Here is a 15,433-nt window from a genome sequence, read left to right as displayed (position 1 = left end):
CTACGCGACAATTGATTTCTTCTAAGCTGCCAGCGCTTCGCCCGACGCCTTTTGGCTCATCGGACTCAGATACAGATCATTAACTTCTGGCGGATGGGCGTCCGAACCGATCCAGCTTGTCAGGCCGAGTTGTGTAGAGGCCCCCAACTTCGCCTGCGGGACTTCATCCCCCTTGATCACAAGGTTGAGATCCCACTCAAACTGGTCGCCGATGAAATTGCGGACGATCGCGCGCAAGCGCCGCAACGCCGGAGTGCCCGGCAGAAATCGTTTATAGTCTTCAAGCGACAATGGCCCAATTCTTAGCCGGAACTTCGCTGCATTCGACCACACCCGTTCGCCGATGCACGTAGTACTTCCTAGTCCTCCCCCGGACCCAAGCATCCATCTGTCATCGGGTTCCAGGTACAACCAATCCCCGATGAATTCCTCTAGTTCGACCTTTGCGCCGAAGAAGCCATTAAGGATTGCGACGAGGCTTTCTGCGTTTTTTGGGGCTGCGGAAAGCATGCCCGCGAAATGTCGCTTGGCGAGATCGGGCATTTCGTCCCGACTGCGCAGATGATTGCCAAGAAAGCCGCTCAATGCCGCAATTTTGTTTTCCGTTTCACTATTGTCGCCTCGGTCAAATGCCGCCGTCGGTTGTCCACGAACCCAAGCACGATACATGAGCGTCATTGGCCGATGCATCAGCATATCCGCAAAAGCCGTGAATGTCGGGTCACTGTAGTTGAACTTCCGCGACCGCGCATATTCGGTCAGATGCAAAGGTAGTGGGCCGTTGGACCCGAACAATCCAAAGAAATAGTTTACCAGTTTAGGAGGCACATCCGCCTTCTTCGGCACGTACGCGGCAATCGTTGACGGCGGAAATCCAAGTGTTGGTTCCTGTCCGAACCTAACCTTATCCTGCCGAGGCCGCCGTGCTTCGCCGAATTTTGGACAGTCGGGAAGCTGCGCCTCAAGTACGCGCAACGCAAAGAAAATGTGGTAGGATTCGGCTTCGCGGATCAGACGCTCCAGGTGGGTCAGATCACGCGGTTCATCCCCATTTTGGGTGCCCATCGCGTAATCTCTCCCCGTTGTTGTGTTCTCAATACTGTTTCCGTGAAACTGTTTATTGTTGCGTACTTCTTGAAAAATCGCTCCAGAACCAAAGCCAGTGCAAAGACCGAACTGCCTTCGAACAAAGCCTCGTCAAATTCCAATGTGATCTGTTGGCCGCGGACCGCAGTGGACAAAACACCGTCATGCATGCGGCGCACAATCGGACGGGTTGTAACCGAGGTGATACCCTCCAGCTGTTGTTGCAACGCGCGGTCGCCGATCGGGGAATATAGACCCACGATTTCACGCAATGCCGCCGCACCACCGCCTTCGGCACCCGAGTCATCGGCGATGGATAGGTAATTCAGGCTGAGGTGACTGACCGCTCTCCACGCTGCATCGCCCTGTGCAAGACACGCACGCGGCTTGGTTGGGCCTACCGGCGTTCGGATGCTTGCGACTGGTCCACCGTCAGGCAAATGAAAAACATCCGCGACACCGTTCGGCAACAACATTGGCAAGTCGCGATTGGTGACCATGGCTTCGACAGAAAGCTGGCTTAACCTTTCTGCAAAAGGCGCTTGCTGCGCATCGACGACCGACAGAAAGCTTTCGGATCCTAGGTAGTTCGTGCGCATACCTTGCAGTGCTTCGCTCTCGGTGCGCTGTCGAAGATGCCGCTGATGCGTATAATATGCAGACCCGCCTCCGCCTGCGGCAGTCAGCTCATCTGATGAGTAGAAGGCCGAAAGCGGGATATCCGCCTTCCCGTCCTTGCTGACACCCATAACTTTCTTGATCGAGAATACCTCAAAGTCCTTTGGGGCCGTCCGATCCGGAACCAGATGATATTCGGTTACACTCGGGCTGACTGGCACGCGATCACAGCGTTTCGGAAAGAGATTGATCGCTGGTACGCAATTCAACTTGAATGCCTCCAGCGTGATATTGGGTGCGATCTCCGGCTTGTTTTCACGCAGCAGAATGTAAAGATCGACGTCATCGTTCTTCGCGTCCGGCAAGACCGATTTTAGACCGGCCACCTCGACGAAGAGGTTTCGCTCCGGCATCGCGAAGTATTCTTGCAAAAGGCGGTACCCGTCAAAAGACGGACGCGGCGTCGGGAGTAACGCTTCGTCCCGGTCGAGACCCCGCGATCGCAACCGCGCGTCAAGAGGCGCCACCCAGTCGTCGCGTCGATCCGTGGACCGCGCGATCACCATCGAAGGATGCGCGCAGAGCATCTCAAGCAGCGTCCAGGACGTGTTGGGTTGCCCCCCGAGGAAGAACGTCAGCCGGTCTAACGGCAATTCGGAAATAGGAAGCTTCGCATGCCTCTTGAGCCGGATGCGTATCGCGGCGCGAGCTTTAGGATCCTTTGCGACCCCTGCGGCAACCAAGGCACCGCGACCATCTATGTACTCCGTCTCTGCAACCGTGAGAGGCCAGAGCTCAAGATCGTGCGCGGTCCTGAACTGGCAGGCTTTCTGAGCGCCAGACACGATTTTCGATCGCAGAACCGTGTGTCTGGGCAAGGTATAACCGGATGCCAGGTCCGCATCTTCGAGATCGGGAGCAAACTCGGCGATCATCATCGACGGTGTCGGCGCGACAAAATGCGGAAAGACGACATCAAGCAAATGGTTGGTAAATGCAGGATACTGCATCTCCAATTCGAGCTGGACACGTGCTGTGAGAAACGCCGTCCCTTCGATCAGCCGCTCAACATAAGGATCGAGGACCTCAAGACCGTCCATCCCCAACCTCGACGCGATCTTTGGGTACGACTTCGCGAACTCGGCGCCCATCTCGCGCAGGAACGCGAGCTCGGTTTCATAGTGACGAAGAAGTCGCGTATCCATTTTCGTCAGCTCCCGCGCTCGAGACTTATCTGGCCGGTTGTCACATCAAACTGGCTGCGCAGATAAAGCTCTGTGGGCAACGGCTCGGCCCACATGTCGGCAAGAATGTCGAACTCGACGATTGCCTCTCGTTTGGCATCGTCTGTGCGTGTTATGACCTTCAGGGTGCCATCAATGATCCGCGGTTCGAATAACTCAATGGCTTTTTGGATCGCGTCACGTACCGCCGTCGCGCGTTCGACGTTTGCGAAATCACCCGTGGGGTCAGGAACACCGTAATTCAACACGGAAGTCATGACGTGCGGATATTCTTCGCTGTCGATTTCGCTATCAAGATTTCCCGTGTTTAAGAGCCAAGACAGATCCCGTTGAATGATTTCGCGAAGCCTTCGGATATCGATCATCCGTTCCGCCTGCGTTTCACTTTTCTTCGAAGGCTCGTGGTCAGTCAGCCTATCGATGATTGACGGCTGAAGGCGCTCTGTGAGCGTGCGGTCAGCCATCATCCGCACCTTGGGTCAAATTCGGAGCGAACTGGAAATTACGCGCATCCATAATCGCAACTTCGGACTGGTCCGTCGCAAAAAGCCGTTGCCCTACGCCGCCAAAAGTTCCGCCGCCAAGGTCTTCCCAATGCGTGGCACGAGACAGCTTCATCGCATCGTCTCCACGGTCAGTGGTCCCGGCATAACGTGTGGGAATTAGCCCGACAAGTTCGCCACCATTGTGAAGCGTCAGGTTCGCTGCGGTCCAAACCGCATCACGCAAATCGACCGGTGGGTCCAATCGCAAACTGGCCAGAACGTTGAATGGCATCCAGAAGTACTTGCCATTGATAATGATTTCGAGCACAGGACCCAATCGCATATCGGCGTCGGCAATCCATTCGAAATCGATTTCATCAAGCGCTCCGCTGGTCGTTGGCGCTTTTTCGAACGCCTCTTCCCTGAGCTGTGCCGCTTGGTCAGCGTGACCCCGCGCCAAAGCTTTTACAGATTGCGCCAACAGTGCCACCCAATCCTGTGGTTGCCCGAAGATCAACGCATCTTTTTCACCCGAAAAGACCTTCTCACGAAAGACCTCGCATATGATGGCTTCTCGATACGTCTGCGCCATTGGAAGCGCCGCCGCATCAAGCTGCGCGCAAAGCTTGAGCTGAGCCACCGCGCGGTTCCAATCGCCCATCACGCAAAGCAACTGAAAGAGGAAGACGCGCAATTTCGCGTCTTCCGGCTTTGCACGCACGGCATCCTGAAGACTGGCCAGTGCCCCTTGCAGGTCTCCGGCCTTGAGTAAGTCCTGAGCAGTATTCATCACTGGCAGTCTCCAGAATGGTTACGCGCGCCGCGAGCGGACGGGACTTAGCTTTTGTCTTCGTTTGCTTCGATGTCGAAGGCGAACTTCTTGTCAGGACCGCCGGAACCGTCGTCTTTTTGTTCTTTGTAGGTCCATTCGATTTCGGCGAAGTTCAAAGTGACGTTTTGCGTCAGTCGTTCTTCGCCGCCGGACCCACCGAAAGACACTGACGTGACCAAAATCTTCTTCATTTTGATGACGAGATATTCAAGCGGCTTCTTGCCAGCCTTTCGAACCGTCAACGTCGCATCATCAAAATGCTCTCCGGTCCCGCATGCTTGAAGAAGGGCTGAGGTAGAATTTTCGATATATGTGGTGATCGAAAGGTCTTGGTAGTTCGCTTTACCAGCGCCGCCGCCGCCACCGTGGTGCCATGTGCCGGAGTTGCTGCAACCCCACGACCACGCCAGAACGTCGATCTCGCCCTTCTTTTTGTGGTCCTTGGACTCCCCGTCAAGCGGTCCGATCTTAATAAACATATCAACGGCCATGATGATCTTCCTTTCTTCAAATGCGGCACCCACCGCTCTGTTGAAATGATTGCCCAAGGCGCACCATGCGCCTTGGGCCTATCATTATTGCTTTTCGGAAGGCAGCTTCGAAACCAGCCGCAACGACACCGACAAACCTTCCAACTGGTAATGAGGTCGCAAGAAGAATTGCGAACGGTAGTAACCGGGGTTCTCCTCGTCAGCCTCGACAACGACTTCGGCTGCAGCAAGAGGTTTTTCGGCTTTCGTCCGCTCCGTGGACCGGTCGGGACTGCCATCGACGTATTGCATGATCCATTCATTCAGCCAGCGCTCCATATCCTCGCGCTCTTTGAACGAACCGACTTTATCCCGAACCATGCACTTCAGGTAATGCGCAAAACGGCATGTCGCGAAGAGATATGGCAAACGTGCTGCCAGATTGGCGTTCGCTGTTGCATCCGGGTCTTCGTAGACAGCCGGCTTGTGCAAAGACTGCGCTCCAATGAACGACGCGTTGTCGGTATTCTTTCGATGCAAAAGCGGCATAAGACCGGCCTTCGCCAACTCCGCTTCCCGGCGGTCGCCAATGGTGACTTCGGTCGGGCACTTCATATCGACACCGCCATCATCCGTCGGGAATGTGTGCGTCGGCAGACCTTCGATTGTTCCACCAGACTCAACGCCACGAATTCGGCTGCACCAGCCATACTCCTTGAACGAGCGATTGATGTTCATCGCCATGCCATATGCAGCATTCGTCCAGGCAAATCTGGAGGAGTCGCCGTTTCCGGTGTCTTCTTCGAAGGCGAATTCCTCGACCGGGTTCGACTTGGCACCATAGGGCTGACGGCTGAGGAATTTCGGCATCGCGAGGCCAAGGTATTTGCTGTCCTCGCTATCCCGAAGACTGCGCCATCCCGCGTATTCGGGCGTCTGGAAGATCTTCGTCAGATCGCGCGGATTCGACAACTCAGACCAGCTTTCAAACTGCATCAATGACGGTGCTGCTGCTGCCAGAAAGGGCGCGTGCGCGGCCGCGGCGATCTTTGACATCTCGCCCAGCAATTCAACATCCGGTGGCGTATGATCGAAATAATAGTCGCCGACGAGACAGCCATATGGTTCTCCGCCGATCTGGTCGTACTCCTCGCCATACAGTTTTTTGAAGATCGGTGATTGATCCCAGGCTGTGCCTTTGAACTTGCGCAAGGTTTTGTGCAGGTCCTTCTTTGAGATGTTCATCACCCGGATCTTGAGCATCTCATCCGTTTCGGTGTTGTTCACCAGGAAATGGAGACCGCGCCAAGCACTTTCGAGTTGCTGATATTCTTCGTGGTGGATGATCAGGTTGATCTGTTCGGAAAGTTTCCTGTCGATCTCTGCGACCATCGCTTCCAGAGACAGCAACACATCTTCCGAGATAAGCGACGCGTTTTCCAAAGCCTGCTGGGCCAAAGTGGTGACAGCAGACTCGACGGCTGATTTGGCAGTATCGGTTTTTGGCTTGAACTCCTTTTCAAGCAGCGCCGCGAAATCAGACTCCGTGGCTTCGGCTGTACCTTCTGCCACCTGCGCTTCTGTTGCTTGTTCGGCCATCGCTTATCCCTCTTCCTTGGTTGACTCGTCGTCAGACGGGGCCGCCTGCGCAGCAAGTGACTTCAGCAAGGCCGGATCGTTCATGGCCTTCGAGATCAGTTCCTCGGCACCAGGTTTGCCGTCCATGTACGTAGCCAAATTCGATAGTTCGTTGCGCGCATCGAGTAGCTTTTTCAACGGCTCGACTTTTTCGGCAATCCTGCCAGGAGAGAAGTCGTCCATACTTTCAAACGAGACATCGACCGACAGATTACCTTCGCCGGTCAGCGTATTCGGCACCGAAAACGCGACACGTGGCTTCATGGACTTCATGCGATCGTCGAAGTTATCAACGTCGATCTCAAGAAACTTGCGATCGGCGACGCCCGGCTGTTCGACTTCCGATTTGCCAGCCAGATCAGACATAACGCCCATTACGAATGGAAGTTGAACTTTCTTTTCCGATCCGTAGAGCTCCACATCATACTCGATCTGCACTCTCGGAGCCCGATTTCTTGCGATAAATTTTTGTGAACTAGACATCTTTTCTCCCTATTCCATCGGCTTTTTGTGGTTTTGGACTTGAGTTTCGCCGCCTCAACTTGACGGCACTTGCTAGTAGGACTCCTCTTCCGAGATCCCGCCAACCAAATTGACGTTCTCAACACCAAGTGGCGCCAAATCATTGATAATAGTTAGGAAATCCGCTCCAATCAGTCGGCGCGCACGCTGAAGCAGGATCGGAATTGGGCTCGAGGGTTCGTGCTTGGCATAATAAGCAATGATCCGATCCAGCGTGGCTGCCACATCCGCCTGAGACGCGATTTGTCCCGGTGTGCCGCTACCGCCTTCGATCGAAGCTGACACTGTTGGGCCCGCGTTCGAGGATTGTCCTGTAGCTTCCGGCTCATCTTCGCCAACAGCTTCCGACAAGACCGAGATGACTTGCGCCAACATTTTCTGGAGCGGTTCCAGCGACGGTCCAAACCCGGGAGTCTTCTCGAGGAAAACAGCGTCGACTGCGTTAACATTCTCCAAAGCGGCCTGCGCGCTCGTAAGAAACTCGTTCAGCTTTTCATCATTCGTATCCAGAAACGCGCCGTTCAGATCCGAAGCCGGCATCGGTGTTTCGTCCTCACGCGGAGGTGTCTCTCCCTTGGACACCTCAATGTCACGCAGCGTGACCTGCCCAAATGCCCGGCTGTCGGTCAACGGCGCTTCCACGCGCAAACCTCTCAAGATCGTGCTGCGATCTGACAGGTTTGTGACGGCGTTGATCCGCATGGTGGGGTCATCGTCATCGTCAGCATCCAGCTGGGGATGGCAGGTGTCCCAGTGCTCTTCGAGGCAAAAGCGGATGTAACGCGTCATCTCAGCGAAACCGGATAATCCGGTCAGTCGCAGCTCCGCATTCGCGAGATATACCGCCGCTCGGATATCGTGACACCGCTCAAGGATGGCACGTGCCTTGGCTGCGAGGTCTTTGAAATCCGGGTCTTTGCCTTCGACAATCTCATCTCCAGCCTGGCGCTCTTCCTCTGGCTGGGCAGCCAACTCCATCGCCGTGAAGTCGGGATCGTACTCAAGGTTTTCCCCACTTGGAGCGTCATCTCCATGGGCAATAAACAAGTCAGACAATGTGGCAGCCTTCAGGTCTTGAGAAAAAAAGTACAAACAAAATAGCTAACGTGGCGGAATGCTATCAAACCTCTGTCAAAAATCTAGCGAAGAATTTGAAACGAACTATATTTTCGAGTTCGGCTCAACTGAAGATTGTCAGTCGTGGGCTCTAGACCCGCCATCTGAGCGGCACAAAAGACCAAATGTCAGTACCGCGGTTTCGCGTAGCGGGTCGGTAAATCGTATCCATTCGCTCGTGATTGGTCCAAGATCGGTGACCACACCGTTCTGAGCAACGACTCGTCGCGTTTTGCAATGAACGGGCCCATCCGCTCTGCCGCGCGACGCGCTTTTTGGGCGTCCTCTGCGCTAGCTTGTGCAAGGTACAGATCGCCCTCTATGTGTCCACAGCCAAGATCTTCGTACCGATGGGTGAATGCACGATAAGGCGCGATGAGCAGCGTTCCAGGGTGCGCTGTCTCGACAATCAACTTTTCCATCTCCATCAACAAATCCTCATCCCGCATGGGCCGATAGAAATAAATGACGTCGAACTCGCCGTAGTCGTCATAGCTTAGGGCATTTTGTTGAAAAATGCGGGCGGGATCCAAACCTCCGCGCGTCGCCAAAGACTTGCCGAAGTCTACATAAGCCGGATCGTAGTCAAATCCGAAAACCTCATCAAAATAACGCTTCGCTGAGATCACTTTAAGTCCCGCTCCGCACCCCACATCAAGAAATCGCCAGTCCTTTTTCTCGGGTCGTGCGAGAAGGACACGGTACGCGGCATGAAGATGTGCGTGGAAATCACTGTTCGAAAGCCCGATGTCAGGGAAACACCCGTAGTCCTCGGCAGACGCACTTTGGTCAGCGGGGTTCAGTACTGCATGGATGGCATGAAATACGTCATCTCCTGCAAGCATCTGAGACATCGTGATTTCCGGCACTTTCGCTGTCGGAACGTAAAGCCGTCTTCGCTTGGGCTTACGCTGCCTGTCGACCAGAACGCGCATTTCATGCCACCGGTTCAGCTCTATCCTGAATAAACTGGCATTCGCGGTTGTTGGCCCCCAAAGACGGCGCAGTTCAATGAATTCACTGTGGTCCGTTGCTTCTTGCTCTGCTCGAGCCCGGACAGCATCGATACGCGGCAAGAAAGCATGGTAATCACGAATGGCTTGATCGATTTTCAAGCACGCCGAGGCGATACGATCGCCGTTGCGACGATAATTCCTGCACAGTTCTTCAACGATAACGCCAACCTGGTCTGCAACCTTTGATCGAAAGGCTTCAACTTGTGCGTAGATCGCTTCTGGCGTGTCGGCCGTTTGCAGCATCATCCACTTGCTCCGCAAAGAAACTCGTCCAGCAACGTTCCCACACTTGACCGCACAAAACAAACCGCGCCTCGGCAGCAATTTTGAATAGACCCCTTTCCCTTGTCACTTGACCCGTTTGCTTACTTCGCGTTTCCTTAGGCAAGGGATGCGCCAGAGCAATCCGATACTGGACGTGTCTGCGCCGAAAAACCCGTTATTATTGAATAAATTCATATTCTTAGATGGGTGAATTAAATTTTGGGAGGCTCTTATGAAGGATGTGTCAGTTTGGCTGTTGGTTGCTGCTCTGGCGGTTTCAGCCCAGTCCGCAACGGCACAAGATGCACTTCTGAGCGTTGAATTGAACAAGTTTGAAACGGCTGAGGACGGCGGATGTCAGGCATATTTTCTCTTCCGAAACCAGACAGGCAAAAGCTTTGAAGGCTTTGAGATGAGCCTTGCAATTTTAGATCGATCCGGGGTTATTGACCGCCTCCTGTCCGTCGATGCGGCCCCGTTGCCAATCGCGCGAACCACTCTCAAGCTTTTTGCCATTCCCGAGATCGCATGCACCGACATTTCCGAGATCGTTCTGCACGACATGGCGTCCTGCCGGCCGCAAAACGAAGAGGAGACGGATTGCTTCGCCTTCCTTGACCTGCAAAGCAAAACAAATGCCGCTTTGGTGAAATAGTCGTGTTTGGGTCCCTCTCAACACTCGGGACCGGCGGGCCGATTATTGCAGTGCTTCTGGTTTTGTCTTTGGTCTCGCTGACCTTGATCGTTATGAAAACGCTCCAACTGTGGTCGGTGACATCTGGAGAAATCCGACGGCAAGACCTTATCGCCAAATACGAAGACGGCGACACTATTTCTGCGCAATCTTCTGCGGAACAAGGCCGTGCCCCAGCGGATCGCGTTTTGGCATTCGCCATTACTTCATTGGAAAAAGGCCGTTCGGGCGCTGCGTTGATGACGGAACTGACACGCCGGGGAAACGAAGAGTTCAATGCAATGACGCGGCATCTTCGGTTGCTCGAATTGATTGCGATGATCTCTCCGCTCTTGGGGCTTCTTGGCACGGTGCTTGGTATGATCCAGTCCTTCCAGGAACTTGAACTAGCGCAAGGCGCGGCGAACGCGTCGGTGCTCGCCGGCGGTATCTGGCAAGCATTGCTCACAACAGCAGCGGGCCTGCTCGTCGCTATCCCGGCCGCGGTAGGCGCATCGCTCCTGTCATCTCGGGCCGAGCGCGCGGCACAGCTTATCGAAGGCGCAGTAGCACAACTCATGCTGGCTGCCGACGCGCCAAAGCCGTGACCACAATGCTGCCCGCCTCTGCAACGCTCACGCTGAAACGCCCTACGCCGCCGAAAGCGGCGATCTCTTTGGTTCCGATGATCGACGTCATGCTAATCCTGCTCGTCTTTTTCATGGTGACGTCCACGTACCTGAACCTTGACATGATCCCCGCAGCGAACCGATCCGAGGCAGCACAGAGTCCTTCAACCGATTCCAGCAGCGCTTCAAGCGGGGCCGTTTTGATCCGTCTCGCCGCCGACGGGACGGCTACGTTTCGCGGGCAAACACTGACCGACGAAGCGTTTGCAGCATTGGTTCAGCAAAGACCGGACGCACGCATCCTCATCTTACCGTCCGGTGCCGCTGACATGCAGGCTCTGGTGACGCTCATGGATGCCGCATCACGCGCAGGGGCGACAAACGTAAGCGTTGTCCGCTTGGAAGCGTCGCCGTGAGGCTTACACGTCCGCCAGCAAAACAACCGCCTGAGACCATCATCTCACTTATTGACGTTGTTTTCTTTCTATTGGTCTTTTTCATGCTGATCGGGCGCATGGACGCGACGGCACCCTTCGAAGTAACACCGCCAACTGCACTTACCGGTGCGGACATGCCAGCGGGAGGGGTCACACTTTCGGTCTCGGCTGGCGGCATCCTCGCGCTGGACGGTGAATTGATAGAGCCAGATCGTCTTGCCGAGGCCCTGTCCGACAGGAGCACAAAAGCAAATACACCTCTCGTCCGCATCAACGCTCACAGAAAAGCGGAGTTGCGGAATGTGCTTCCACTCGTCAGCAAGATCGAAGCGCTTGGCGGATATGAAGTGGTTCTTGTCGTCACGCCAGAAGCCGCACAACCATGACGAAGTCATCTGTCATATGGTCATTCAGTCTGGGATCGTCCGTTTTGGCGCACACAGGAGCCGCTGCGGCTCTTCTTTGGGCTGTACAACCGGGTGAAATGGCCGTCCAAACTCCGCCGGAAACAGAGCTTCACCTCGCCGCCTACCCGGTGAAACGGTCTGAAGCCGAGGCAGCCACCCCAGACGCCGACACGCTCGCTGCCAATGACGTTGATGGAACCCGCTTAGGTCAGGCGGCGGTCGCGACCACGTCTGCACCATCGATCGCGCCGACGGTGGAAGCTCTTTCAGCTTTACGGGATGAGGCCACGTCAGTGACATTGCTGACATCGACGACCGACGCGCTCCAAGATATCGCACATGCAGAACCAGCGAGTATAGTTGATGCACCCATCACCTCGACTGAGACCGGTTCGTTGCCAACAGACGCAATCACGCCACAGTCGATAGTTCCCAAAACCGCTGAAGCTCTATCGGCGAGAACAGCCACATCCGCCATCCAAGAACCGATGGTGAGTGTAGCCACCACAGCTCCGGTCATGGGGGCACAGATCGCGGTGATGCGTCCGTCATCTCAAGGTGTCATGCCCTCTAGGCCCCTCGTCCAACTCGCACCCCCTCAACAGAAACCAATTCTCGCAGCGGTTCCCGTGGAGCCAACAAGTGTCAGCGCGCGTGCCGCTTTAGCATTCGATGCACCAGGTGACGGACCCATAGATCCCGTCTCCCTGACCGCGTTTCAGAGTTTCATGGCACCTGACAGCCTTGGCGCACAAACGACCGATGTGCGCGATGGGATAGCCAATGCGCTGGCGGACATACCCTGTTCCCGGCTCCAGGTTCGCTTCGACCCCGATGCAAACACTTTGATTGTGGGAGGCCACGTCCCCGAGCCCGCGCTGCGCCAGTCCGTGGTCACCGCAATGCAGTCCAAAATGGGGGCAGATATCCCAGTGCGGGAAAGTCTGCGCATCCTCCCCAGCCCACAATGCAACGCGCTGACTGGCATTGATCGGGTCGGTTTGGCACAATCGACTGATCAGATCACCAACCCTTTGCTCGTAGGACCGGACTTGCACGCGCGAGAGTTCAACTACGTCGAAGGCCAAGCACTTGTTCTCGACCTGCAGGGTGCCGACTATGACGCCTTCATCTATGTCGATTTCTTCGACGCCGGTGGCAATGTCCTGCACCTTGCGCCCAATGAATTCGTTCCTTTGGAAGTGACTGCGGCAAAAACCTCAATTCGGATTGGCTCGGAAAACAAGCTATTACCCGGCGAGCCGGGTCTGCACATCCGCATCGGTCCGCCATTCGGACAGGAGATCGCTGTCGCCTTCGCAACCTCCGTTCCGCTTCATGACGGTGTTCGCCCCCTAATCGAGCCAGCGGATCAATACCTTGCCTGGTTGCGTGACCGCGTCACCACACTGCGGGATCGGCATCCTGACTTCAAAGGCGAATGGGTGTATTTCTTTGTTTCCACCTCGGCGAATTGACACTCAAGCTTCGGGGCCTCGCTGACACCGAGCTTGCGTTGCACAAGGACGCGCCATAGCATTCTGACGTAGAGTAAAGCGAAAATGCCGCAAAAATTCGCAGCCTAAGCCCCGAAGTACGTGCTTGATGCCTACCGACCGCAACAGAAAGTTTGCACCATGATCTCAAAGAAACATTTCGCAGTTGGATTGGCTACACCACTTGCCCTTGGTCTTCTGGCTACACCCATGCTGGCCAGAGCACCCGATTCAGCACAGGTGGGACGAAGCTTTGTCGATACGTCTCGGATCGAGTTGCTGGGTCCACAATTGGCCCAAGTCGGCGGCGACGAAATCGGCGGCGGCGGAGGGACGGATGATGGCGGAAGCAATCGACGCACGCCGCCTGCGGGTCCGGATGTCCCTGTGTCCGACGGGCAGACTGCGCAGATTGTCACGCAACTCGAACGCATCCAGCAAATCTGCGAATTCATGGGCGACGAATATCGCCTCGCCTGTATCGCCACCACCTATCGAGAACTGGCAGACGACATTCCCGCGAACGGCGACTATGCCGTAGCGCGCGAGACGATCCTGAACGCCGCGCGCGAATTGGATACCCTCGTTCGTTCCAATCGTGATCGCCAGAAACCGGCCCTGCGCGCGCGGCTCAGAGCACCGTCAGGACAATCCGTGCAGACGCCGCCTATCGCAGCCGTTCGCGCCGACCGAGCTGTGCAACTCAATCGTCAGGCCAGCAATATTCTAGAGGAAGCGGAAACCGTGCTGCTCCGCTCTGCCAGGTCCGACGCTACCCGCGCAATCCATTACCAACGCATCGCCGCTGCGGTCGGATCGAACAAGGTTCTATTGCGTTCAAGTTGAACAAATTCAATCCAAACCGTAAGCCGCGCGAATGCCTCTTTTTGTGCCAGGACCGATGTCACCGTCGATCGTGCCTTCGTAGAAGTTGAACGCCTGCAATTGTACCTGCAACTCGCGTCGCGTCTCCTCCGTAAACATGGTCGGCCGTTCCAAAAGCAGGTTAAGCACATCGGTGCTACCGCTGCGCAGCGCTTGATAGAGGTATTTGGCAGACTCGCTAGGCCCTTTACCCGGGATGAGGCCATCATCAATCAATGCTGCGTAATTGAATTGCGCTTCAGGATGACGCAAGTCCGCAGCTTTGGCGAACAGTTCAAGAGCTTTCCCCGGATTGGGTCGTAAACCCAAACCGCCATTGTAGTGCAGGAAGCCCAGATCATTAATCGCATCGGCGAATCCCTGATCGGCCGAGGCCTGATAAAGTTCCAACGCCCGCGAGTGATCGACACCAACTCCAATTCCCTGCTCATACAGTTTCGCCAACTCCATTTGCGCCTCAGGCGAACCTTTCGCCACCGCTCGTTCAAGGAAGTCTACGGCCTGGGCCGGATCAAAACGAGGGTCCTCCGGGTTGAGCCGAATGTAGGCAAGTCCCAGCATCGACCGCGTATCGCCAAGGTCTGCCAAAGCAAGGAGTTGGGATTCCTGATCTGGGCGTAACTTGGACCAGCTTTTCGCCGGTTCGGCAGCCGCCACTTCGACGTCACTTTCCGGCCCGCCAGACAGATAGAACGGAGTCCCCGTCAACGACCCATAGGTGTATGGCTCCTGAAGGTTCTGCGTTTCGGCCAACACAGCGTCGCGCACCTGACGGAACATCAGGCTTATCTCTAACCCGGGCTTCGCCATCTTTTCCATCAGAGCGCGCGCATAGGGGCTGTTGCCTTGCGTCCCATCAAGCGCAACCTGCCCATCTTTGGCGGCAAAAGCCACCAGAGTGCCACGATCCGGATTGGCCGGTGCCAATCCACCGGCCCCGCGCGTCGCTTGTTCAGTCGCTTGTGCAACCGCCGTTGCAACTGCATCTGTATCGATGCTCCCGCCCAGTGGATTATCGCGGCAGCTGTCTAGGATGACGATCCGCATTACACGCGCTTTTTCGACAACGTCCAACATCTCCTTGAGTGACACCGACTGTCGCTGCACATCAAGGTTTGTAAGCGGCGTGGCATCAATTGGGATCAGGAAATTTTCGCCCTGAACCTCGATCCCATGCCCGGCGAAATAGATCAGTGCAAGGTCGGCAGTTTCAGACCGAAAGGCAAAGTCATTCATCGTGTTGCGCAGTTCCGCCTCGGTCAGGTCGATACCAAGCGTCACGTCAAATCCGATCTCGGTCAGCACCTCGGCCAGGTCTTCCGCATCGTTGCGCGTATTTTCCAGTGGCGTGATCGTCCGATACTCCGCCATACCAACGACAAGCGCGACACGGTCCGGGCTGGCCCAGACCAGACTGGCCTGCGATAGAAGCACCAGAACTGGGAGAAAGAGGCGACGAACGAGCTGGGTCATGACAGAAATCGCGTCCACAAATGTCCAATACACGGACCGACTGTAGCGGACCCTCGCAAAAATTCACTCACTTCTTTGCGTTTCCATGTTCGGGTTGGGACGTCCGGAAAACTTCAAAAGGACAACCATCCGCTTGACTCGT

The 15,433-nt window shown here is 55.5% G+C and carries 16 protein-coding genes; 6 read left to right on the top strand and 10 right to left on the bottom strand.

Going from position 1 to position 15,433, the window contains the following annotated elements; genetic code table 11:
- Window positions 1-21: 21 nt before the first annotated feature.
- The 9 genes from tssG to BUA42_RS05390 form a co-directional block, all read right to left on the bottom strand.
- Window positions 22-1,065 (bottom strand): type VI secretion system baseplate subunit TssG, encoded by a 1,044-nt coding sequence (tssG, locus tag BUA42_RS05430; RefSeq protein WP_072776611.1) that lies wholly within the window; start codon window positions 1,063-1,065, stop codon window positions 22-24.
- Entirely contained in the window at window positions 1,029-2,909 is a 1,881-nt protein-coding gene (tssF, locus tag BUA42_RS05425) for a type VI secretion system baseplate subunit TssF (RefSeq protein WP_072776610.1), read from the bottom strand. Before tssF ends, tssG begins: the two co-directional genes overlap by 37 nt.
- A gap of 5 nt (window positions 2,910-2,914) precedes the next feature.
- Window positions 2,915-3,412, bottom strand: a complete 498-nt coding sequence (tssE, locus tag BUA42_RS05420; RefSeq protein ID WP_072776609.1) for a type VI secretion system baseplate subunit TssE — start codon at window positions 3,410-3,412, stop codon at window positions 2,915-2,917.
- The gene (locus BUA42_RS05415) at window positions 3,405-4,223 is read right to left on the bottom strand and encodes a type VI secretion system accessory protein TagJ (protein WP_072776608.1); all 819 of its coding nucleotides are present in this window, start codon (window positions 4,221-4,223) and stop codon (window positions 3,405-3,407) included. The genes tssE and BUA42_RS05415 overlap by 8 nt, the downstream gene beginning before the upstream one ends.
- Before the next feature lie 47 nt (window positions 4,224-4,270).
- The gene (locus BUA42_RS05410) at window positions 4,271-4,756 is read right to left on the bottom strand and encodes an Hcp family type VI secretion system effector (protein WP_072776763.1); all 486 of its coding nucleotides are present in this window, start codon (window positions 4,754-4,756) and stop codon (window positions 4,271-4,273) included.
- A gap of 84 nt (window positions 4,757-4,840) precedes the next feature.
- A complete protein-coding gene (gene tssC, locus BUA42_RS05405; RefSeq protein WP_072776607.1) occupies window positions 4,841-6,334 on the bottom strand; it encodes a type VI secretion system contractile sheath large subunit in 1,494 nt (497 codons plus the stop codon).
- A gap of 3 nt (window positions 6,335-6,337) precedes the next feature.
- On the bottom strand, window positions 6,338-6,856 hold the full coding sequence (gene tssB, locus BUA42_RS05400) for a type VI secretion system contractile sheath small subunit (protein ID WP_072776606.1): 519 nt from the start codon (window positions 6,854-6,856) through the stop codon (window positions 6,338-6,340).
- Window positions 6,857-6,928: 72 nt separating this feature from the next.
- Window positions 6,929-7,951 (bottom strand): type VI secretion system protein TssA, encoded by a 1,023-nt coding sequence (gene tssA, locus BUA42_RS05395; protein WP_072776762.1) that lies wholly within the window; start codon window positions 7,949-7,951, stop codon window positions 6,929-6,931.
- A 188-nt stretch (window positions 7,952-8,139) separates the two neighbouring features.
- Window positions 8,140-9,273, bottom strand: a complete 1,134-nt coding sequence (locus BUA42_RS05390) for a class I SAM-dependent methyltransferase (RefSeq protein ID WP_072776605.1) — start codon at window positions 9,271-9,273, stop codon at window positions 8,140-8,142.
- Window positions 9,274-9,703: 430 nt separating this feature from the next.
- Between BUA42_RS05390 and BUA42_RS21475 the strand changes: the two genes are divergently transcribed.
- From BUA42_RS21475 to BUA42_RS05355, 6 genes are all read left to right on the top strand, one after another.
- Window positions 9,704-9,946, top strand: coding sequence for a hypothetical protein (locus tag BUA42_RS21475; protein ID WP_342715941.1), 243 nt, complete (start codon window positions 9,704-9,706; stop codon window positions 9,944-9,946).
- A gap of 92 nt (window positions 9,947-10,038) precedes the next feature.
- Entirely contained in the window at window positions 10,039-10,572 is a 534-nt protein-coding gene (locus BUA42_RS05380; protein WP_084066134.1) for a MotA/TolQ/ExbB proton channel family protein, read from the top strand.
- A 5-nt stretch (window positions 10,573-10,577) separates the two neighbouring features.
- Window positions 10,578-11,009 carry an ExbD/TolR family protein gene (locus tag BUA42_RS05375; RefSeq protein WP_072776602.1) on the top strand — a complete coding sequence of 144 codons (432 nt, stop codon included), beginning with the start codon at window positions 10,578-10,580 and terminating at the stop codon, window positions 11,007-11,009.
- Window positions 11,006-11,416 (top strand): ExbD/TolR family protein, encoded by a 411-nt coding sequence (locus tag BUA42_RS05370; RefSeq protein WP_072776601.1) that lies wholly within the window; start codon window positions 11,006-11,008, stop codon window positions 11,414-11,416. The genes BUA42_RS05375 and BUA42_RS05370 overlap by 4 nt, the downstream gene beginning before the upstream one ends.
- 149 nt (window positions 11,417-11,565) lie before the next feature.
- Window positions 11,566-12,915 (top strand): DUF4384 domain-containing protein, encoded by a 1,350-nt coding sequence (locus BUA42_RS20935; protein ID WP_143152618.1) that lies wholly within the window; start codon window positions 11,566-11,568, stop codon window positions 12,913-12,915.
- Between the two features lie 159 nt (window positions 12,916-13,074).
- Window positions 13,075-13,779, top strand: a complete 705-nt coding sequence (locus BUA42_RS05355) for a hypothetical protein (RefSeq protein ID WP_143152617.1) — start codon at window positions 13,075-13,077, stop codon at window positions 13,777-13,779.
- Window positions 13,780-13,785: 6 nt separating this feature from the next.
- Here BUA42_RS05355 and BUA42_RS05350 read toward each other — a convergent pair whose 3' ends face one another.
- Window positions 13,786-15,291, bottom strand: a complete 1,506-nt coding sequence (locus BUA42_RS05350; protein WP_072776761.1) for a caspase family protein — start codon at window positions 15,289-15,291, stop codon at window positions 13,786-13,788.
- Window positions 15,292-15,433: the final 142 nt, after the last annotated feature.

This window comes from Marivita hallyeonensis, assembly GCF_900129875.1.
GTDB classification, from domain to species: Bacteria; Pseudomonadota; Alphaproteobacteria; order Rhodobacterales; family Rhodobacteraceae; genus Marivita; species Marivita hallyeonensis.
The sequence above is the reverse complement of the archived record's forward strand: the minus strand, read 5'-3'. Positions and strand labels throughout refer to the sequence as shown.